Genomic DNA, 20,583 nt, shown 5'->3' with positions numbered 1-20,583 from the left:
AACGCAAGGCGGCACCGCGACCCATTTCCCGGCCGGATCGCAGCTTCTATGCGTCAGGAAAGGCCTTTGGACGGTTCGGCATGCGATCGTTCCGGCCGCAGATCATGACGGAGCCGCATAGCCACGGGCATATCGAGTTCAACTGGCTCACACAGGGCAGCATGGACTATGTGCTTGATGGCCATCCATTCAGTGTCAGCGTCAGCCGGTTGGTAGCCTTCTGGGCCGGCATTCCGCACCAGACAACCGGGCTCAGGGATGTCGGGGGCGCCCGGCAGATCAACATCTATCTGCCCATGGATGCCTTCCTCGAAATGCCACAGCTCGGGCGGCTGACCGAGACGCTGATGGGGGGCGGCGTCATCCAGCTGACGCCTGACTGTGCAGGGCTCGACATGCTCGAGCGCTGGCATGCGGACTACCGTAGCGGCAGCGCCATACGCACCGACCTGGTGCGCGCCGAAATCGGCACGATGTTCCGGCGGGCGGCGCTGAGTGGTTGGGAAACCTTGCTTCCTGCCTGGCTCGAGAAGGCGGGCATGCGGACCAGAACGGCGGCGCCGACGCGGCATGTGGTGCGGATGGTGCGGCATATCGTGGAGAACATCACAGACCCGCTGACGGCCGAGGACATCGCCAAAGTGGTCGGGCTGCATCCCAATTATGCGGCCGATCTCTTTGCCAAGATCATGCATATCTCGATCCAGAAATTCGTTGTGCGGATGAGACTTATCCGGGCAAGGTCCCTGCTCTTTGACGGTAATCTGTCGGTTGCCAATGTGGCGCTGGAGGCCGGGTTCGGGTCGCAGACGCAGTTCCACGAGCACTTCCGCAAGGCCTATGGGATGACGCCGAGCCAGCTGCGCAAGGAGACCATTGCCTGACCGGCCGGGGCTCTGGACCCCTGAGATGAACGGGCCCGTTCGCATTTTTTGAACGGGCCCGTTTTCATTCAGTGTGCGTGCTCGACGTCGTCGGGCGATTTCGGCAGGAAGCGCCGCGTCTTGGCCACGAACTGGTCGATATAGGTCAGCAGAACCGGCACCACGAGCAGGGTGAGCGCGGTGGAGCTGATGAGGCCACCGATGACCGCGTGGGCCATGGGCGCATTCTCGCCGCTGCCGCCATGCAGGTTGAGGGCCAGTGGCAGCATGCCGAAGATCATGGCGAGGGTTGTCATGATGATCGGGCGGAAGCGGGTCGCCCCGGCTTCGACCAGGGCCTCATAGAGGTTCCAGCCTTCCCGGACATGCTGGTTGGCGTTGTCCACGAGCAGGATGGCGTTCTTCACCACGAGGCCCATCAGCATGATGAAGCCGATTGCCGAGAACATATTGAGTGTCGATCCACCCACTAGCAGGCCGACCATGACGCCGATCAGGGCCAGCGGCAGCGAACCCATGATGGCCAGCGGCTGCAGGAAACTGCCGAACTGGCTGGCCAGCACCAGATAGATGAAGATGACGGCCAGCAGCAGGGCGGAGCCAACGGCACCGAAGGTTTCGGCGATCTGTTCGACATCGCCGCCAAAGGACGTGCGGTAGCCGGTGGGCAGATCGAGCGAAGCCACGGCCTCCTGCAATGCCGGCGTCACCGTACCCAGCTCTACACCCTCCAGGTGGGCCTCGATGGTGACGCCGCGCTGCAAGTCCTGGCGGTTGATGGTCGCCGGACCGACGCTTTCGACCACCTCGGCCACCTGGCCGAGCGTGACCATCTCGCTGGACCCGGTGGCGCCGGACTGGGCGATGGGCAGGTTTCCCAAGGCCGTCGCATCGTTCCGCAGAGCCTCCGGAAGGCGGACGACCACGGAAAAGACCTGGCCATTCTGCGCGGTCCAGTCGGCGACATCCTGGCCCGCGATGAGCGGCGAAAGGGTGGCGGCAATCTGGTTCATGGAAATACCCAGGTTGTCCGCGAGGTCGCGGTTGATCCGGATGCCGACCACGGGCTGGGCTTCGTCGAGACTGGAGCTGATGTCGATCAGGCCCGGAATCTCCGCCAGTTTGGCTTCAAGGGTGTCGGACAGACGCTCGAGAACTTCAAAGCTGTCGCCATAGAGTGTCACCGAGACCGGCGCAGCCGAGCCGCCAAGGCCCGATGCTGCCGACACCTGGAACCGGGCGCCGGGGATAGCCTCGAGAGCCTGCCGAACGCGCGGCATGAGCTCCTGTGGGGTGACTGAACGCTCGCCTTTGTCCACGAGGGTAACTGTCATAGTGCCCGAGTTGGCGCCCGCGGCGGCCGCGCCGCCACCCACGGTCGAATAGACGGTTTCGACCTCCGGGAAAGCGTCGATGACGGTTTCGGCCTGATAGAGCTTGCCCGCCGTGGCTTCCTTGGAGGAGCCGGCCGGGGTTTCGACCGTAACCGAGAAGCTGCCGGTGTCGGTGACCGGGATGAATTCAACGCCCACCATCGGGAACAGCATGAAGCTACCGACGAAGGAGAGGAGCGCGATGGAGAGGACAGTTTTGCGGAACTTCAGGCCCCAGCGGATGAGGCCGCGATAGCCTTCGGTGATCCAGTTGAACAGCCGGTCGAACTGCTCGACCAGCCGGCCGATGGGCCCGCGCCTAACGTTGGGATTGGAGGCCGGATCGTACCAGACGCTCGACATCATCGGGTCGAGCGTGAAGGCCACGAAGAGCGAGATGAGCACGGCGACCGAAACGGTAACGCCGAACTGCAGGAAGAACCGCCCCATGATGCCGTCCATGAAGGCCACGGGAAGGAAGACGGCGACGATGGAGAGCGTCGTCGCCATGACGGCGAGGCCGATCTCGTTGGTGCCATCCAGGGCCGCCTGACGGTGGGATTTGCCCATATGCAGGTGACGCGTGATGTTCTCGCGCACCACGATTGCGTCGTCGATGAGGATACCGACGGCCAGCGACAGCGCCAGAAGCGTCATCATGTTGAGCGTGAAGCCCAGGAAGTTGAGTGCGATCATGGTGCCGATGATGGAAATCGGCAGGGTCAGACCCGTGATCACGGTCGAGCGCCAGGAATTGAGGAAGAGGAACACGATGACAACGGCAAGCAGTGCGCCCTCGATCAGCATGTTCTGGACCGCGTGGAAGGAATCCTCCACCGGCTTGGCATTGTCGACCACGACCTGGATATCGACGCCTTCGGGCAGTTCGCTCGCCATGAGCTGATCGATGGTATGGCGAATGTCTTCAGCCACGCCGACCGTATTGGCGCCCTGGGTCTTGAGGATGTCGACGGCGAGCGCGCGCTGGCCGTTGAGGATGGCAAGACTTGCCGCCTCGCCGGTACCATCGACGATGGTCGCGACGTCGCGCAGCGTGACCGGCTGGCCACCCTGATTGCCGACCGTCACATCATAAAAATCCTGCTCGTCCTCGAGGCGCCCCAGAACCTGGATCGACTGGACGATGCTGTCCTGGGTGATGGAGCCCGCGGCAAGATCCTTGTTGGCAGCCTGCAGGGCCGACACGACGGCGCCGGGGCTGATGTTGAAGGCGGCGAGGCGATCGGGATCGACCTCAATATTGAGCTGGCGCGGCACCCCGCCGACGACGGTCGCACTGCCGACGCCGTCGATATTGGAGATGCGGCGGGCAATGATGTCCTCGGTGAGAACAGTCAGGTCGCGATCGGAAAGCGTGTCGGAACTGACGGCCAGCGACAGGATGGGAAGGGCGCTTGGGTCGAAACGCAGAACGCGTGGATCGCCTGCCCCATCGGGGAGGCCTGCACGGACGGGATCGAGCTTGTCGCGCACTTCCATGGCCATCTGCTGGGAATCGGAGTCCATGCTGAACATCATGATCACCATGGCCTGACCCGCCTGGGCGGTAGACTGGATGGTGTCCAGGCCGGCAATGGTGTTGACGGCATCTTCGATGGGCTCGATCACGTCGGCCTCTACTGCCTCCGGCGACGCGCCCGGGTAGCTGACGACGACGGCAACCACCGGCAGGTCGATGTCGGGCAACTGCTCGATGGGAAGACGCTGATAGGAGTAAATGCCAAACACCATGATCGCCACCATGATCATGGTGGCAAAGACCGGGTGATTGACGCTGATGCGGGTCAGAAACAAGGATCAGCCCTCCACGAGAGTGTAGCTGTCCCCGGCCGCCAGTTCGGACAGCGGAGCGGACACGACGACATCGCCAGGCTCAAGGCCGGTCACTTCGACCAGACGGCCGCGTTCCCATTCCTGGACCAGTTCAATGCCCTGGCGCTCCAGAACGCCATCGACCAGCTTGAGGACGAAATTGCCTTCGGCATCCTCCTGAAGCGCGGCGGCGGGAACAGCAATGGCGCCATCCTTCTGGGTGACGGTGATGTGGCCCGTGGCAAACATGCCACCACGCAGCAGTCCCTCGGAATTGCCAAGTTCAATATAGATCGGGACGGTGCGGGTGCCGCTGAGGGAGACCGGATTGACCCGGGTCACAGTGCCTTCAAAGACCTGACCATCAATGCCGGCCACGGTGATCGCGGTCGGCTGACCGCTAGCCACGCGCGCGCTCGAAGTAACCGAAGCGGTCGCGTCGAACTCCATCTCCTCGAGATTGACGATGGTGAAGAGCGGCGTGCCGGCCGAAATGGTCTGGCCCGCATCGACGGAGCGCGACGACACGATGCCATCGAGCGGCGCCTTGACGGTGGCATTGCTCAAGGCCAGCTCGGCCGAGGCCACGGCGCTCTCGAGCGCAGTCAGGTTGGCGCGCAGCGCCTCGGTGCCGGAACGGGCCTGTTCGAGCGTCGAGGGGCTGGCAAGGCCCTGGCGGGCCAGCTCTTCGGTACGCTCAAGGGTCTGCTCGGACGAGGTGAGCTGGGCGCGGGTGGCATCGGCCGTGGCGCGCTGCTGGTTGAGTTGCAGCTCAAGGGTTGCGCGATCGATCTGGGCGAGCACGTCGCCTTCGCTGACTACATCACCGGGGCGAACCACGACGGCCATGACGCGGCCGGAGGCCTGCGAAGCGACATCGGACTGGCGGGCGGGTACAAGGGTGCCGGTGACCTTGACCGTCTCGCGCAGGGTCGCGGGCGCCATGGTCATGGTCTCGGACTGGCGGAGCTGCATGACGACGGGGCCGGTTTCGGCCACTTCGGTCACCGGCGCTTCCGGCGGTCGCATGAAGACCAAAGCCACGACAGCGATGACTATGACTGCGAGGACGATCCATGGCATGATCCGACGCCTGGGCTTGAGCCCCTGGGCCACGCGCGCCGCGTTTTCCTTTTCGCGACGGCTCTGGGCCCATTCGGGCTTCTCATGGGCGTTGGTCATTTCTCGTCCTCTTCATTGTCGTCCGCTTCGCCGAGCGTGGTCGCCCAGTGTGCCAAAATGTCAGAAGATTTTTCCAGGAAGCTCTGGAACACCGCCGCCCGCCGAGCTGCGTCCGGATCTTCGGCCTGCATCTCCTCGACACAATCCTTGATGATCCTGGCCTGCCGCAAAATCTGGTCGGCGAGATCGCCCACCACGTCCCGCGACGACAGGCCCACAAGCTCGTAGTAATCCTGCCGGTCGCCGGCATGGGTGCGCAGCTTGAGCATGCCCTTTCGTGCCAGATCGCGCGCATTGGTGCTGGCGCTCGCCCGGCTGATAGCCAGCCGCTCGCTGATTTGCTGGAGATTGAGCTCACGGCCCTCGACGGTGAGCAGGCCAAGGATGCGTCCGGAAATCCTGGATTCCCCGCGCTCCTGGGCCATCAGCCCCATTTCTTCTATGAACCGCGACGTCGCGCTCAAACCGGCACCTACCTTTGTCATTCAGCGCATACTGAACGTATTGAACGAAGTAAATGGCGGTATTTTGGCGCAGGTGGGTGCCGGTGCAATGAAGGGAAGCGGGAGAAATTTTTCGCCACCGTGCTGCGCAAGCTCGGCGGCCACTGCTCAACACCAGCATCAGCGGGCTCGGCGCTAGTGCCTCAGGTTTGGGTCTCCGCAGCCTTCGATGCGGGCCTTAGATAAGTCGCCTTTGCGGGATAGGCTTCAAGCATGCGTTTCATACGCCTTTGGCTTCGGTCACTTTCCCGTATCCCTGGACAAGGAACGTTGCGCCTCGCGCCGCTCGATTGCGCGTGTTCCCCAGGAGAAGATCATGACCGATTTCAATGTTCCAGCTAGGCGCTGCCCACTGGTGGAAACAGACGAGGCCCAACACGTTGGCATAGCTGTCCGTGAGCTCCACTTTTCGGAGGAGTATCCTGTAGGCAATCGGGGGCGGTCACGATGAACGCGGAGCGACTTCAGACTTGCCTCGAAACCATTCGTTGGGCGCCGGGAACACTGGCCCGGTGCCTGGAGATTGACCGCGAACTTGTGGACAGTTGGGCCACGGGCGATACGGAAATCCCGACCAATGTCGCCTCCTGGCTCGAAGCGCTCTGCTTCACCCACGAAGCGTCGGACCTAATGCGACCATCCGTCAGGCGGCGCGCGGGAGACGCGAGTGACCCTGTCCGTGGAGAGTATATACCGACCTATTCGTATGGGCTCTTGCGCAAGATTAACGAGGGCCCTGTGTCCTTGAAAGCCCTGTTCGGTACCGAGGACGAGGGCGCAGTTTTCTTTCTTGTGTCTCGTGGACTGGCGGAGCGGCATGACGACTTGCTGCGGATTACACCCGCCGGTGTGGCGTTAGGGCAAGTGGCGTTGCCCCCACGTGCAGATGTGGCATGAACCAACACAGCACAATCAGGCGAGTTACGTTCAAGCACCCGTTCCGTCTGGCCGGCATCGTCGAGCCGTTCGAACCGGGTTCATTTGATCTCGTTATCGACGAAATTCCCATAGACGTGTCTTGGGATGCCCATCGGACCTCATGCCGACTCATGGTGGTCGGGGGTGGCACCACCAGCGCATATCCCGTCTCGCTGGCCGACATCGAGATCGCTTTGTCTGCCGATCGCGAGCACGACACAAGCACGGGATATTCCTGAGATCGGTAAGGCCGTACCGTGGGGTATCGTTTCATCTGTTTTGGCGCTTTGGCACGGCGGAAGGCGCGCGGCCGGCGTTGCGGCTGAACCGCCCTCAAGGCGTGGCACACGGGGCTTTCCACGGTTATGGCGACCGTTGAAACGACAAAAAACAAAATGATCTCAAGGAAAGTGGCGGAGAGGAAGGGATTCGAACCCTCGAGACCGTTCCCGATCTGCACCCTTAGCAGGGGTGTGCCTTCGACCACTCGGCCACCTCTCCGGCGCGGTCGGGTCTAGCGGGAGCCTTGGGGGAAGGCAAGTGGTTTTTGTCCGGGCAGTCCCAAGGGCTTGCAGCCTGTGGAAGGAAGTTGGTCCGCTTTGCCGCAATTTCGTTGGTAATCGGAAATAATGTCCCGCCAAATCGATGGGCGACCGGGCCCGGACGAGTCGTGCGGCGACTCCGAATCTAGCAAGAGGCATATACTCATGGCGAGCACGCGTGGCGTGAGACAGACAATCGTGGGCGCAGCGGCGCTGCTGATGGCGATGACCGGAATGGCTACGGCACAGGATGCGGCGGCTCCGCTTTCGCCGGTGGAAGGGGTGTGGCGCACCCAGTTGCTGTCCGAAGTGACGATTGCCCCCTGCCCCGATGGCTTCTGCGGGACCCTGTCGCATATCGTGGTGCCCGAGGGCATGCTCAGTGGCGCAGAGGCGGAAGCGGCGGCAGCGATGACGCCCGACCAGTTCTTCGACTACCGCAACGAGGACCCGGCGCTGCGCAATCGCCCGATGCTGGGCCTGCAGATCATGACCATGAAGGCGGGCGACAAGCCCCTCGTCTTCGATGGCGACATCTACAACCCCGAGGACGGCAAAACCTATTCGGGCTATCTCGAAATGCTGGGGCCGGACACGCTGCGCCTCAATGGCTGCGTGCTGTTCAACGTGATCTGCCGTGGCGAGGACTGGACCCGGGTTCCGGCCGAAGAGCTGGAGGCCAGGCTGCGCACGGAGGCGGCCGCAGACACCGCCTCGGCGCAATAGGACTGTTGGAAGGGCTCCCGAAGGAGCCCTTTTTTCACGCTCGCATGAGGCGCATCTGTGGTTCGCCATTGCCCCTGAGGGCGGGCGAGATGCCGTTGATGTCGACCGTCGACACCACGCGGTGGCGATAGGCGGCGAACATGAAGGTGGGCGTGACATTGACCGGCTCGTCGAACTGGATGGTCACGGTATAGGCCTGCATGTTGTGGGCCAGCTGCACCCCGATCAACAGCCCGGTAAAGGGTTGTTCGAGGTAGAAGCCCTTGACGCGCATGCCGACCTGGAAGGGCACGGCGATGCGATCGGGCAGAGCCGCACGGGCGGTGTTCCAATCGCGATAGCCGTGCGACCTGGCGACCACTTCAAGGGCTTCGCTGTGGGTCATTGGCTGGCCTGATGCGGCGCGCGCTTCGCGCAGGGATTTCGCTTCGGACTTCAGAGTCTGGGCGGAAGGGGTATCGAGAGAAAAAGACATGATCGGGTCTCTCCAAATGGAGGCGACTGTTCCATGGGAGCCCGCATTGCCATGATGCGCCTTGGGAGAAAAACCGAAGGGATCATCGTCTCATAGGCTGGACTTCACCATGGATCTTGCGATCCGCGGGCGGCAGGCGCCAGCAACCGAGGGGGTAAATGCGCCTGCCGCCACGGCAAGTCAAGACCGGTCGATCAAACCGGGTGATGGGTCGATCAGACAATTGCGTTAGGCGGATCGGCGTTTGGGCGCTAGGAGGCTGAAAAGACTTCAAGACGTTTGGGGGGACAATGACCGAGATTCTGTTGTTCGTGGCGGGCCTTCTGGGCGGCGCGGTCAACTCGCTGGCCGGTGGGGGCTCGTTCATCGTCTTTCCGGCGCTGCTGTTTGCCGGCGTGCCGCCCGTGCTGGCCAATGCCTCGAACACCTATGCGGCCCTGCCCGGCTATGTCAGCGGCGCGGTGGGCTATTGGGGCGCCATGCGTGCCTACAAGGACAAGCTGATCATCTATGGCATTGTCGCGGCCATGTTCGGCTATGCGGGTGCGGAACTGCTGTTGGTCGTTTCAGACGAACTGTTTTCCAGGGTCGTGCCCTGGCTGATGGCCTTTGCGGTGGCGCTGTTCGTGTTCGGCAACCAGATCAACGCCGCCCTGCGGGCGCGGAGCGGCGGAAAGCGCGGCATGAAGGCGCTTGGGGCAGTGCTGATCCTGCTGCTGCTCGCGGCCGTTTGCCTCTATGGCGGGTTTTTCAATGCCGGGCTCGGCATATTGCTGCTGGCCTTCCTCGCCATGGCCGGAATGACTGACATCCACGCCATGAACGGGCTGAAGCTCTATATCTCGTCGGTGGTGGCGCTGGTGGCGGTGGCGCGCTTCGCCTTCAACGGCACGATCGACTGGTATCACGGCTCGATCGCGCTGGTCGGGGTCACCATTGGCGGCTATGCGGCGGCGCGGCTGGCGAAATTCATCCCCAGCAACTGGATCCGCCTGGGCGTGATCGTCTATGGCATCGGGATGACGGGGTATTTCTTCTGGACGGCGTATTTCGCCTAGAGCACATGGAGAGATGGATTGCCCGGTCAAGCCGGGCAATGACGATGGTGTGGGCAACTCGCTCCAACGCACCCCGTGCCGTCCTCGGGCTTGACCCGAGGACCATTGCCGACATTCGCTGACGTTGAGGGTGGCCCTCGGATCAAGTCCGAGGGCGGCGCCGTGGGATTGGCTGTGCCCGGGCCTATTTCGACTTCCTGATCCACACCGCAGCATCGTGGAACGGGGCGCCGCCGAAGGGGGGCGCCGGTTCGGCGCTGGTGAGCATGTTGATGCCCTTGCCGCCGCGATGGGCCTTGTTGCGATGCAGGCCCTCGGCGATCAGCACGCCGGTGCGCAGGCCGGTGTGGAGGAAGGCGGTCAGTTCGACCTGGCCCCTGAGATTGCCAACCACGACCGGATCGCCGTGGACAATGCCAAGGCGCACGGCGTCCTCGGGGTGAATGAAGACGGATGGCTCGCCCTCACGCCTGAGGCTGCCAGGGGTCTGGTTGAACGAGGAGTTCAGGAAGGCACGTGCAGGACTGGTGGCCAGCTTGAACGGATGAATATCGTCCGCGGCCTCGTTGACGGCCCAGTGATCGGCAAAGCGCGGCATGATGGTCGGGTCGCAGACCCAGCGGTAGCCCTTGCGGCCGGCCACATCCTGCCAGTTGGGCGCGAAACGGAAGCGGCCATCGGGCCAGCCGAAGCCAGTGGCGAAACGAGCCACGTCGTCGGGGCGTTCGCGATCGACAAAGCCGGTCTTTTCGACCTCTTCGAGCGTAGGATAGCTGGAGCGGGCAAAGGTCTCGGCGACCACGTCGCGGTCGCTGCTGTGGAACACCGGATCGTCGCTACCCAGCCGCAAGGCGATGGCGTTGATGACGTCGTGGTTGGATCGCGTTTCGCCGGGGGCGTCGACGACCGCAGGGCCGTAGAGCACACGGGTATGGCCGCCGCGGGTGTAGTAGTCGTTGTGTTCGAGGAACATGGTGGCGGGCAGGACAATATCGGCCAATTCGGCCGTTTCGGTCATGAACTGCTCATGGACGACGACGAAGAGGTCATCGCGCAGAAGCCCCTGGCGCACCAGCGCCTGATGCGGGGCCACCGATGCCGGATTGGTGTTCTGGACAATCATGGCATGGACCGGCGCACCACCCTGCAGGGCCTTGGCATCGCCGGTGAGGATGGGGCCGATCTCGGACATGTCGAGCAGACGCGGCGTGCCCTTTTGCAGATGCGTTCCTTCAAGGCGTGACTTGTCGAGCGCCCAGGTGCCGGAATTGGAATGGAAGGCGCCGCCGCCGCGATGTTGCCAGGCCCCGGTCATGGCGGGAATGGAGAGCGCTGCATGGACAGAGGGCGCGCCATTGCGCTGGCGCGAAAATCCATAGCCGAGGCGGAAGAAGGTTTTGGGCGTCCTGCCGACGAGATGGGCGAAGGCTTCAATTTCGGCGACCGGCAGGCCGGTGATTTCGGAGGCCCATTCGGGTGTGCGCGTCGCAAGATGGGCTTCGAACTCGGGCGAGAAGTCGGTGAACTTGGCCATATAGGCGCGGTCGGCGAGGCCATCGCGCAGGAGGACATGCATGGTGGCGACGGCCAGCGCGCCGTCGGTACCGGGGCGCAGGACGAGGCCCATATCGGCCTGGTCCATGGTGGCGTTGCGATAGATGTCGATGACCACGACCTTGGCACCGCGCGTCTTGCGGGCCTTCATGGCGTGGGTCATGACGTTGACCTGGGTGTGCACGGCATTGGTGCCCCAGATGACGACGCAATCGGCCTCGGCCATCTGCTCGGGATTGACCCCGCCCAGATAGCCGGTGCCGGCGATATAGCCGGGCCAGGAGAGGCCGACGCAGATCGTGTCGTATTGATGGGAGTAGCCGCGAACTGCGCGCAGGCGCTCAATGCCGTCGCGATGCACATGGCCCATGGTGCCGGCATAGAAATAGGGCCACACCGATTCCGGACCGTGCTCCTCTTCCACTGCCTGGAAGCGGGCGGCGATTTCATCCAGCGCTTCATCCCAGGAGATCTGTTGCCACTGGCCCGAGCCCTTCGGGCCAGTACGACGCATGGGGTGCAGCAAACGCTCGGGATGGTGGATGCGCTCGGCATAGCGGGCGACCTTTTCGCAGATCACGCCGGCCGTGTAGGGGTCGTCCTTGGCGCCACGGACGCGGCCAATCGTGCCATCGGCTAGAATGTCGACATCAAGCGCGCAGACCGAGGGGCAGTCATGCGGGCAAACGGAGCGGATGGTGCGCTGGGCGATCGGGGCGTTCATGCGCGGCAGAATACGCCCCACCCTGCCACCGGGACAATCGCATTGTTTTTATGGATCGAATCAGAGGCGGTGATGGAAGTTGGAAGAACCCCACCTAACCTCCCCTGAAGAAGGGGGAGGAATTGGCCGATTGGTACACGGGCCGAAAGGCTTTCACCAGACCGCCCTCGGACGTGATCCGAGGGCCATTTTCAACGCAGTGGTTGCGGAGAGAGGTCCTCGGGTCACGCCCGAGGACGGCACGGCGTTTTGCATCTAGATCGCAACCTAGATCGCAAACGCCTTGGTGGCGGTTTCGGAGTTGCGGCGGGCACGGTTGCTGGCGTGCTTGGCCAGCTGCGCCGCGCCGCCATGGAACTGACTGAAGGTAATGCGGCCCGTTGTGCCCGAGATCGTCACGCCGCGCCAGTTGGGACGGACCGAACGCACATCGGACCAATCGAGCGTCGTTTCCCGGCCCAGGGCACTGCGATGCTTGACCTGACGGTGGTCCCAGGAGGTGCTGGTGAAGAGACCCGCCATGCCAATGCCGATGGAGCCGCCGGTCAGCAGCAACACGGCGAGGTAGGTGGCGATCAGCTGAGTCGTGTCGACGACCGATCCCATGAACACCACGGCGAAAAGCAGGATGGCCGCCAGCGCGGCAGCGCCGTAGCAGGCGAAATATTCGACCATGGAGGGGCGCAACTCGGCCCAGCCGCCCTCCACCATGATCGCGTCTTCGGGCTGGACAAGGCGCAGGGCCAGGAAAGCTGCGTAGCCGAACGCGACAACACCCGCTGCGCGCGAAAGCGGCAGGTGAGCAGTGGCGGGAATGTATTTGAGAAGGATCAGTACGGTAATCGTCACGAGTGGCAATGCCACTTCCTGCCAACGCAAGGGCACGTTGCTGTTCTCCAAGGTGCGGGGCCGGTGACGCAGATCGGCAGATTTACGGGATCAGACTAAGCAAACAAATTGATTTGGCCATTCACAACTTCGCCATAAGTCAGGCGTTCGGGAGCAGACGATGCCAGTGTTGCATCTCCGCCACCTCACAGTTTGATTCAAGCCTCTGTCAAAGCGGTTCAAGGTGCTGGCAGATCGATTCCGGCCAAAAGTCCAAGCGGCTGAAAAATATGAACTATTTCCAGTCGACATGGGTTGGCGCCAGCTTATGGCGCAGAGAATTGGTCCAATTGCGGCCAGTGGGAAAGATAAAGCAGAGCGCACCGTTTTTTGACCGGCGCGCTCCTCAGGGTCAAATTCTGCACCCGATGGGCGGGCCGCAGGACGACTAGCGTGTTGCCGCAACCGGGGCGCCGACGGCGGCGGCCGCGACGGCTTCTTCAGCGTCGATCTCGGCCTCGGGCTCCTTGCGGAGCGATGTGGCCAGGGGCAGCTCTTCGAGGAAGAAGGTCAGGCCAAAGGCGATGATGGACACGCCGGCTGCAACGAAGAAGACCGGATGCAAGGCGCTGGCAAAAGCCTCCAGCACGACGTTGCGCACCGGTTCGGGCAGAGCGGCAACGGCCTGGGCGCTGAACGAGCCCGTGTTCGCCTCAGACCCTGCAGGCATGACTTCGGCAAGCCGCGATGCAAGGCCACTGGAGAAGATGGCGCCGAACACCGACACGCCGATGGAGCCGCCAATCTGGCGGAAAAGGGTATTGCCGGCGGTGGCCGCGCCGACCACGGCACGCGGCACGGCATTCTGGGTGGCGGTGACGCTGACGCTGTTCACCGGACCGATGCCGGCCCCCACCAGGAACATGTAGACGGCGATCTGCCACGAGGGCGTATCGAGCTGCATGGTGGCCAGGAGGACGCAGCCAATAGCGAGGACGAGGGTCGAGACCTGCGGCGGGATCTTGTAGCGACCCGTGCGGGTCATAACGAAACCCGAGGCCATCGACATGCCGATCATGCCCACCATCATCGGAACAAGCTGCAAGGCCGACTCCGTGGGCGATACGCCCTTGGCCAGCTGCAGATACATGGGCAGGAAGGTGATCGAGCCGAACATGGCCATGCCCACAAGGAAGCCGACGGCGCTGGTCACCGAAAAGGTATTGCTGGCGAACAGGCTCAGCGGCAGGACCGGCTCGGCGGCACGGGATTCAACCCAGATGAAGCCGGCTAGCATGGCTGCTGCCAGGGCAATGAGCCCGATGATCTCCACCGACAACCACTCAAAAGTCGTGCCACCCAGCGAGGTCGCCAGGACGAATGCCGTGAGGCCGCCCGAGAGCAGGACGAAGCCGGCATAGTCGATCGAATGCCTCACGCGTTCCCCACGCGGCTTGAGCGCTACGGCAATGACGACGAGTGCCAGCACGCCCAGCGGCAGGTTGATGAGGAAAATCCACTGCCAGGAGAAATGCTCGACGATGAAGCCGCCCAGCAAGGGGCCGACCACGGTGGCAACGCCGAAGATGGCGCCGAACAGGCCCTGGACCTTGCCTCGCTGACGCGGCGGGATGACGTCGGCCACCACTGTCATGGCGACAACCATAAGGCCCCCTCCGCCGAGCCCCTGAATGGCGCGGGCCACGATGAGGAAGGTCATGCTGGTGGCCATGGCCGACAGCGTCGTACCGACGAGGAAGATGACGATGGCAACCTGCAGAACGATCTTGCGGCCAAAGAGATCACCGAGCTTGCCATAGATCGGCGCAACCACGGTGGAGCTGAGGAGATAGGCGATGACCACCCAGGTGAGGTGATCGAGACCTCCGAGCTGCCCAACAATCGAGGGTACGGCGGTGGACACAATGGTCTGGCCAAGGGAGGAGAGCAGGAGAGTGACGGCGACGGCGCCAATTACCAGCTTTGTAGAAGGATCATCCGACGTTTCCGCCGGTTGAATGGATTGGGACATTGGGGCATTCCTTCGGGGTGCAGGGCGGCGCAAAATGCCGACACTTGCGAAATTCATTCTGAGCGCATACATGTGCCGCTAGCAATTACATGTCAATAGCATGCAATTGTGAGTAGCATGCAAAACTGCGGTGGCTGCCATGCCCTTGAGCGACAAGACCCAACACAGCGCCCTGCTCGCCCAAGCAGGCATCGACCCCGAAACGGCGGAGGCGGTGATGGATATTGACTGGGCCATGCAGAAATGGCGCCGCCGCGCCATGAAGCGCGAATTGGGCACAAGGGCCCTGCAGGATCTCAAGGTGGGAATCGATCTCGCCCAGTTCGATGTGCTCTCGGTCATCGTTGGACATCTGGGCGACCCCGATACGTCACCGGACGAGGTGATGGTGTCCACAGTGGCCGAACGGCTCAATATCGATCCATCGCGCGCGAGCCGGCTGGTGAGCGAAATGGTGGAACAAGGCTATGCGCGCCGGGCCGTGAGCCAGGCCGATGCCCGCCGCACCATTATCGAGCTGACCGAGCGCGGTCAGGCCGTGGTGGAGGCAGTGCGCGCCTACAAGTTCCTGATCCTTGGGGACTTCCTGTCCGAATGGGACAAGACAGAGCTGGCAGCCTTCATCCCGATGCTCAAGCGTTTCGCCACATGGATTGACGGTATCGACCCTTCCACGGAAAAACACGCCACCGAGATTGCAGTGCTGGCGCGGGGGCTTGCGGCCGACGCGCCGTCCAAGCAGACGGCGTGAGGTCAGAGCGCGGCCTGCACGTCATATTCTGCGACGGCGGGGCCCGATACAGGATCGGTGACGCCCATGCCGCCGCCCAGATCCTCCAGCATGGGCCGCAATCCATCCAGAGACTTGATCATGGCGGGGCGGCCGGCAACGATGCTGTCGAAGGCATTCCATTCGCCCAGGACACAGAAGTCGCGTTCGCCGGTCTTGACGAGGGTGAACCGGCGCAGGCCGGCGCGGCGCAGTTCCTGTCCAACCTCGCCCATCAGATCGTCATGATGAGAGACGAACTTCTCCTCAAAGCCCGGCTTTACCCGCATACGAACGATATTATAGGCCGTCATGGAGGCCTCCCTTGCTGGTCGGTCGGGCCCACGCAGGCCGACGCGGAGCGCGCATTCTACCGCCGCGGCGCGGCCGATCCCAGCAGCGATGCTGACGCAAGCAAGGTTCCTGCCCGCCCGTCCTACGCGTTTGCGTGATGACCCCCATGAACAGCATTTGTTAGACAATACAGTGTGCTCGCGTTAGCAGTCGTGCCGCCTCGGGGAGGAGGCGATCCATGACGCAAGCGCGCTTGCCGGTCACGGCCCTATTGGGCACCAGCATGTTCTTTTCCGGCGTCACCTATGCCGCGACCATGCCCTATGCCTCGCTGGTGGGCGTGGACACGCTGGGCATGTCGCCGGGTTTCTTCGCCGCGATCATGAGCTGTGGCGCGATCCTTGGCACATTTGTCTCGCTCGGCCTCGGCTACCTGTCGGACAAGCTGCCCGACCGGCGCCTGCTGGTGCTGATCACAGCGATGGCCGGTATCCTGGCGCATGGGCTGATCTACTTCTTCCCCTCGCAGTGGAGCTTTGCGCTGGCGATGGGCGTCATCATGCCCTTTGGCGGGGCCAGCTATGGGCAGAGTTTTGGCTATCTCCGGGTCTACTACCTCAAGTATCAGCCCGATCGCGTGGACTTCATGGTCACCACCCTGCGGACGGTGTTCACGGTCGCCTGGATCGTCGTGCCGCCTCTGGCCGGCTGGGTGGCGGCGGAGTTCAGCATTTTCGACGTCTATCTCGCCTCGTCGCTGAGCTACGTCGCCGTCGCGGGGGTCTTTGCCCTGCTGATGACCGACAAGGGCACGGCTGTACAGATGCCGGCACCAAAGCGGGCCGAAGGGGCTTCGTGGCTTTCGGTGTTCGAATTGAAGCCGGGCGCCCTGGCAGGCCTTGCCGGGCTCATCGTGATGACGGGGGCCATCAGGCTCATGACGCTGACCATGGCGCTGTTCATCGTCACGGATCTGCGCGGATCCATCACCGATGTAGGGCTCTATGCCGGGATCACGGCGGCCACCGAAGCGCCGTTCATGCTCATGCTGGCCTGGCTGACGACGCGGGTGAGTAAGGAAACGTTGCTGGCCGGCGCAGGCGTGGTCATGGCCATCTTCATGGGACTCGCCAGCCAGTTGACCAGCGTCAGCGCGCTGTTCTGGCTGCTCGTGCTCAACGGGCTGGGGACCGCGGCGCTGATGAGCATCAACATTGCCTATGTGCAGGACGCCATCAAGGGGCGGGTGGGCCTGTCCACCTCGCTCATGGACATTGTGGCCATCGGCGCCCAATTGCTGGGCGCCGGGGCTTTTGGCGTGCTGGCGGCGAACGGCGACTATCGCTTTGCGCTGCTTGTCGCGGCGGTGCTGTCGCTCTCTGGTGCAGGCGTCCTTGTGGTGGGAAACCTGCCGCGGCTGGGCCGGCTGAAGCCGGCCTGAGCCCCTATTCCGCGCGGGACTTCTTGTGGTCCTTCTTCCTTGGCGGACGCGCTTCGCCTTCAGCGGCGGGCTTTGACCACTTGGGCTTGCCCTTGTCCTTGGAGAAGGTCTTTTCCTTGGCGGCGTAAGGCTTGGGGGCCTTGGCCTCGCGGGGGGGACGCGGGGTTTCCATGAAGCTGTCGAAGCCATCGGACTTCGGCTTGCTGTAGCGTTCCTTGCGATCCGCCTTTTCCGGCCGCGGCTTCATCGGATCGTACTTTTCCGGCGGGCCGGGCGGGCGACGCTTCGGCGCCGGACGCTCGGAACGCTCTCCGGGACCGTCTACCGCATTGATATGGACGCCCTTTTCGCCGGTGCCGTTGGCGCCGACATTGCGCAGGAAGCTGTCGACCTTGTCTGCGGCGATTTCGAAGATCGTCTCGGTATCGAAAATGCGAATGGAACCAATGGCTTGCTTGGTAACGCCACCAGCCTTGCAGATCATCGGCAGGAGCCAGCGGGGCTCGGCGCGCTGCTTGCGGCCGAGATTGACCTTGAACCAGGAGCCGCCGGCAAAGGCTTCGCGGGTGCGCGGGGTGCGGTCGCCGAAATCATCAGCAATTGCAGTGACTTCCTCGGGAACCGGGCGGGCAGCGAGCTGCAGGCGCAGGTAGGCGGCGGCCAATGCCTCGGGGGCCCAATTTGCTAGCAGACTGCTAACACTATCCCTCTCGTCATCAGTGATCGCGTCGCTCAGAAGCGCATTGGTGAGGATGCTCTCGCGATAGCGCGCGTCGATGGCCTCGGCGGTCGGCGGCGCAATGTTCTCGGCTTCGATCTTTGCGGTGCGCAGGATCGACTGGGCGACGCGCTTGCGATGGGCCGGCGAGATGACCACACAGGTGCCCTTGCGACCGGCGCGGCCGGTGCGGCCCGAGCGGTGCAGAAGGGTTTCGGCGTTCATCGGCAGATCGGCGTGGATGACCAGGTCGAGATTGGGCAGGTCGATGCCGCGGGCGGCGACGTCGGTGGCAACGCAGATGCGGGCGCGGCCATCACGCATGGACTGGAGCGCACTGGTGCGCTCGGCCTGGCTCAGCTCGCCCGACAGGGTCACGACGTCAAAGCCGCGATTGTGAAGGCGCGCCGACAGGTGCTTTACCGCTTCGCGGGTCGAGGCGAAGACGATGGTGTTGGTGCTCTCGTACCAGAGCAGCGTGTTGATGACGGCATTTTCGCGCTCGGCAGCGGGCACCGACATCAGCTTGTATTCGATGTCGGCGTGCTGCTGGCCGGAACTGGCGGCGGTGATGCGCAGTGCGTCCTTCTGGAAGGTCTTTGCCAGTTCCGCGATCTGCTTGGGAACCGTGGCGGAGAACAGCAGGGTACGGCGATCCTCGGGAGCAGCGTCGAGGATGAATTCGAGGTCTTCGCGGAAGCCGAGATCGAGCATTTCGTCGGCCTCGTCGAGGACGACGGCGCGCAGGGCCGACATGTCGAGGGCACCGCGGGTGATGTGGTCACGCAGGCGACCGGGGGTGCCGACGACAATATGGGCGCCACGTTCGAGGGCACGGCGCTCGGTGCGCTGGTCCATGCCGCCGACACCGGCAGCGGTCTGGGCATGCATGCTGGCATAGAGCCAATCGAGCTCGCGACGGACCTGCATGGCCAGTTCGCGGGTCGGAGCGATGACCAGGGCCAGCGGCGCGCCGGGAGGGGGCAGGATCAGGTCATCGCCAAGCAGCGTCGGCGCGATGGCCATGCCGAAGGCCACGGTCTTGCCGGAGCCGGTCTGGGCGGAGACGAGAAGATCGCGGCCATCGGCCTCGTCTTCGATGACGGCGGCCTGAACCGGGGTGAGGCTTTCATAGCCTTTCGCGGTAAGGGCGGCGGCGATGGGGGCGATGATATTTTCGGGCAGTGACATCAGGGGCTTTCATGAAGCGGAACGGCCCCCGGCAAGCGCGACGTCCACTCCCAGAACTCCGGGACATCTTCGCTCAAAAAGGGCAATTGGTGGTGTGTGGCTCCCGCGTTTCGCGAGGGAGCATCGGCCTTGTCGATGCAGTATAGCACGATCAAGCAAAAAGGCCGCCCGGCGGGCGGCCTGGTGTTTGGTGCGTGAGGAGAAGGCGGCCCGGCCCTTCGCAAGGCTCAGGGCGTAATCCCCTCAAATCGCTCCACCGGAGCGATTTGCCGGCCGGCTAGAGCCGGCCGTCGGGGCTTACCCAACCAGTTCTTCGTCCGAGAAGAAGAACTTGATTTCCTGGGCGGCGGTTTCCGGAGCGTCGGAACCGTGGACAGAGTTTTCGCCGACGGAAAGGGCGAATTCCTTGCGGATGGTGCCTTCAGCGGCGTTGGCCGGGTTGGTGGCGCCCATGATTTCGCGGTTGGCGAGGATGGCGTTCTCGCCTTCCAGGACCTGAACGACGACCGGCGAGGCGATCATCTGCTCGACCAGTTCGCCAAAGAAGGGGCGTTCCTTGTGGACCGCGTAGAAGCCTTCGGCCTGCGCGCGCGTCATGTGGATCTTCTTGAGGGCGATCGGGCGCAGACCGGCTTCCTCGAACTTGGTCAGGATCTTGCCGATCAGGTTACGGCGGACGGCGTCGGGCTTGATGATGGAGAAGGTGCGTTCGATCGCCATGGCGAGAAATCCTGCATTAGCTTGGAAAAGGTGGGGCCTTTTAGCGGGAGAGTTTGACGGGCGCAAGACGGGGGTGGTTCGCTACAAACACCGAACCGCCCTTGGGCCAGACCCGAGGGCCAGTTGCGACATGTGCAATGTGGACAGTGGCCCTCGGGTCTGGCCCGAGGGCGGGCCGGTGGTTCGGGCGAAGGCCCCCTCACCCGGCGCTTCGCGCCGACCTCTCCCCCAAAGGGAGAGGTGAAAAGGCTCAGTCGTGGTCGACGTCGGTGGAGCCGGCGCCGATTACGCGCCCGTCCGGCGCGGTCAGGCTGACGTCGATACGCGACACGATGTGCTCGGCCTGGATGGTCTGCTCGACTTCAATCTCGACCGCCTGCATGGTGCAGACTTCGGCGGTGGAAATGGTCGGGAAGGTCACGGCCAGCGTGCCATCGACCAGCTCGCCCACTTCGGCGGGTCCAACCTCCTCGCAGGCGCCGCCAGTATAATCGAACTCGATGGTGATCTGGTTGGGATTGATGCGCGTGGCATCCAGGTCGTTGAGAGGCTGCGCCTCGCCAGAGGTTTCGGCGGGTGCCGGCGCGGCTTCGGCGGGCTTGGTCTTGTCCTGCGCCATAGCAGGTAGTGACAGGGCAACCAGGGTGGCAGCGAGGGCGAAGGCAAATGGCTTGGCAGTCATGAAAATTCCTCTCGATGATACGGATAAATCAATGCGCCCCGCCCGCTTTGGATGCGGACCAATTCCGGCGACAGGATGACGCCGGTTGCCTTATCGGCGACAAGGACCTAAGTCCGGGGCAACGAATTTTGCGTCC

The 20,583-nt window shown here is 63.3% G+C and carries 17 protein-coding genes and 1 tRNA gene; 6 read left to right on the top strand and 12 right to left on the bottom strand.

Annotated features, from left to right (window positions below; genetic code table 11):
• The first annotated feature begins 80 nt into the window (after nt 1–80).
• Nucleotides 81–884 (top strand): helix-turn-helix domain-containing protein, encoded by an 804-nt coding sequence (locus MQW79_RS00835; RefSeq protein WP_476586256.1) that lies wholly within the window; start codon nt 81–83, stop codon nt 882–884.
• Between the two features lie 68 nt (nt 885–952).
• Here MQW79_RS00835 and MQW79_RS00830 read toward each other — a convergent pair whose 3' ends face one another.
• The 3 genes from MQW79_RS00830 to MQW79_RS00820 are packed head-to-tail and all read right to left on the bottom strand — an operon-like array spanning nt 953 to nt 5,697.
• Complete coding sequence (locus MQW79_RS00830) at nt 953–4,072, bottom strand: efflux RND transporter permease subunit (RefSeq protein WP_476586255.1); 3,120 nt, start codon at nt 4,070–4,072, stop codon at nt 953–955.
• 3 nt (nt 4,073–4,075) lie between these two features.
• Nucleotides 4,076–5,272, bottom strand: coding sequence for an efflux RND transporter periplasmic adaptor subunit (locus MQW79_RS00825; protein WP_476586254.1), 1,197 nt, complete (start codon nt 5,270–5,272; stop codon nt 4,076–4,078).
• Nucleotides 5,269–5,697, bottom strand: coding sequence for a GbsR/MarR family transcriptional regulator (locus MQW79_RS00820; protein ID WP_476586253.1), 429 nt, complete (start codon nt 5,695–5,697; stop codon nt 5,269–5,271). Before MQW79_RS00820 ends, MQW79_RS00825 begins: the two co-directional genes overlap by 4 nt.
• Before the next feature lie 971 nt (nt 5,698–6,668).
• On the opposite strand from MQW79_RS00820, the gene MQW79_RS00815 reads away from it, so the two are divergent.
• Complete coding sequence (locus MQW79_RS00815; protein WP_476586252.1) at nt 6,669–6,932, top strand: hypothetical protein; 264 nt, start codon at nt 6,669–6,671, stop codon at nt 6,930–6,932.
• 172 nt (nt 6,933–7,104) lie between these two features.
• On the opposite strand, the gene MQW79_RS00810 is transcribed toward MQW79_RS00815, so the two are convergent.
• Nucleotides 7,105–7,194, bottom strand: a tRNA-Ser gene (locus tag MQW79_RS00810).
• Between the two features lie 224 nt (nt 7,195–7,418).
• Here MQW79_RS00810 and MQW79_RS00805 point away from each other — a divergent pair.
• Nucleotides 7,419–7,961, top strand: a complete 543-nt coding sequence (locus MQW79_RS00805; RefSeq protein WP_476586250.1) for a DUF2147 domain-containing protein — start codon at nt 7,419–7,421, stop codon at nt 7,959–7,961.
• 34 nt (nt 7,962–7,995) lie between these two features.
• Here MQW79_RS00805 and MQW79_RS00800 read toward each other — a convergent pair whose 3' ends face one another.
• Complete coding sequence (locus MQW79_RS00800) at nt 7,996–8,436, bottom strand: glyoxalase superfamily protein (protein ID WP_476586249.1); 441 nt, start codon at nt 8,434–8,436, stop codon at nt 7,996–7,998.
• Nucleotides 8,437–8,726: 290 nt separating this feature from the next.
• Between MQW79_RS00800 and MQW79_RS00795 the strand changes: the two genes are divergently transcribed.
• Nucleotides 8,727–9,494, top strand: a complete 768-nt coding sequence (locus tag MQW79_RS00795; protein WP_476586248.1) for a sulfite exporter TauE/SafE family protein — start codon at nt 8,727–8,729, stop codon at nt 9,492–9,494.
• A 184-nt stretch (nt 9,495–9,678) separates the two neighbouring features.
• Here the strand turns inward: MQW79_RS00795 and MQW79_RS00790 are convergent, their stop codons facing one another.
• From MQW79_RS00790 to MQW79_RS00780, 3 genes are all read right to left on the bottom strand, one after another.
• Nucleotides 9,679–11,772 (bottom strand): molybdopterin-containing oxidoreductase family protein, encoded by a 2,094-nt coding sequence (locus tag MQW79_RS00790; RefSeq protein ID WP_476586247.1) that lies wholly within the window; start codon nt 11,770–11,772, stop codon nt 9,679–9,681.
• A gap of 267 nt (nt 11,773–12,039) precedes the next feature.
• Entirely contained in the window at nt 12,040–12,630 is a 591-nt protein-coding gene (locus tag MQW79_RS00785; protein ID WP_476586246.1) for a hypothetical protein, read from the bottom strand.
• A 418-nt stretch (nt 12,631–13,048) separates the two neighbouring features.
• Entirely contained in the window at nt 13,049–14,632 is a 1,584-nt protein-coding gene (locus tag MQW79_RS00780; protein ID WP_476586245.1) for an MDR family MFS transporter, read from the bottom strand.
• Nucleotides 14,633–14,777: 145 nt separating this feature from the next.
• Between MQW79_RS00780 and MQW79_RS00775 the strand changes: the two genes are divergently transcribed.
• Nucleotides 14,778–15,383, top strand: a complete 606-nt coding sequence (locus tag MQW79_RS00775; RefSeq protein WP_476586244.1) for a MarR family winged helix-turn-helix transcriptional regulator — start codon at nt 14,778–14,780, stop codon at nt 15,381–15,383.
• Nucleotides 15,384–15,385: 2 nt separating this feature from the next.
• Here MQW79_RS00775 and MQW79_RS00770 read toward each other — a convergent pair whose 3' ends face one another.
• Nucleotides 15,386–15,715, bottom strand: coding sequence for a DUF718 domain-containing protein (locus MQW79_RS00770; RefSeq protein ID WP_476586243.1), 330 nt, complete (start codon nt 15,713–15,715; stop codon nt 15,386–15,388).
• Between the two features lie 218 nt (nt 15,716–15,933).
• On the opposite strand from MQW79_RS00770, the gene MQW79_RS00765 reads away from it, so the two are divergent.
• Complete coding sequence (locus MQW79_RS00765) at nt 15,934–17,136, top strand: MFS transporter (RefSeq protein WP_476586242.1); 1,203 nt, start codon at nt 15,934–15,936, stop codon at nt 17,134–17,136.
• Between the two features lie 4 nt (nt 17,137–17,140).
• On the opposite strand, the gene MQW79_RS00760 is transcribed toward MQW79_RS00765, so the two are convergent.
• From MQW79_RS00760 to MQW79_RS00750, 3 genes are all read right to left on the bottom strand, one after another.
• Nucleotides 17,141–19,045, bottom strand: coding sequence for a DEAD/DEAH box helicase (locus MQW79_RS00760; protein ID WP_476586241.1), 1,905 nt, complete (start codon nt 19,043–19,045; stop codon nt 17,141–17,143).
• Nucleotides 19,046–19,342: 297 nt separating this feature from the next.
• Nucleotides 19,343–19,765 (bottom strand): nucleoside-diphosphate kinase, encoded by a 423-nt coding sequence (gene ndk, locus MQW79_RS00755; protein WP_476586240.1) that lies wholly within the window; start codon nt 19,763–19,765, stop codon nt 19,343–19,345.
• A gap of 250 nt (nt 19,766–20,015) precedes the next feature.
• Nucleotides 20,016–20,447, bottom strand: coding sequence for a hypothetical protein (locus MQW79_RS00750; protein ID WP_476586239.1), 432 nt, complete (start codon nt 20,445–20,447; stop codon nt 20,016–20,018).
• Nucleotides 20,448–20,583: the final 136 nt, after the last annotated feature.

This window comes from Devosia sp. Micro-HW1 (assembly GCF_056341075.1).
The sequence above is the reverse complement of the archived record's forward strand: the minus strand, read 5'-3'. Positions and strand labels throughout refer to the sequence as shown.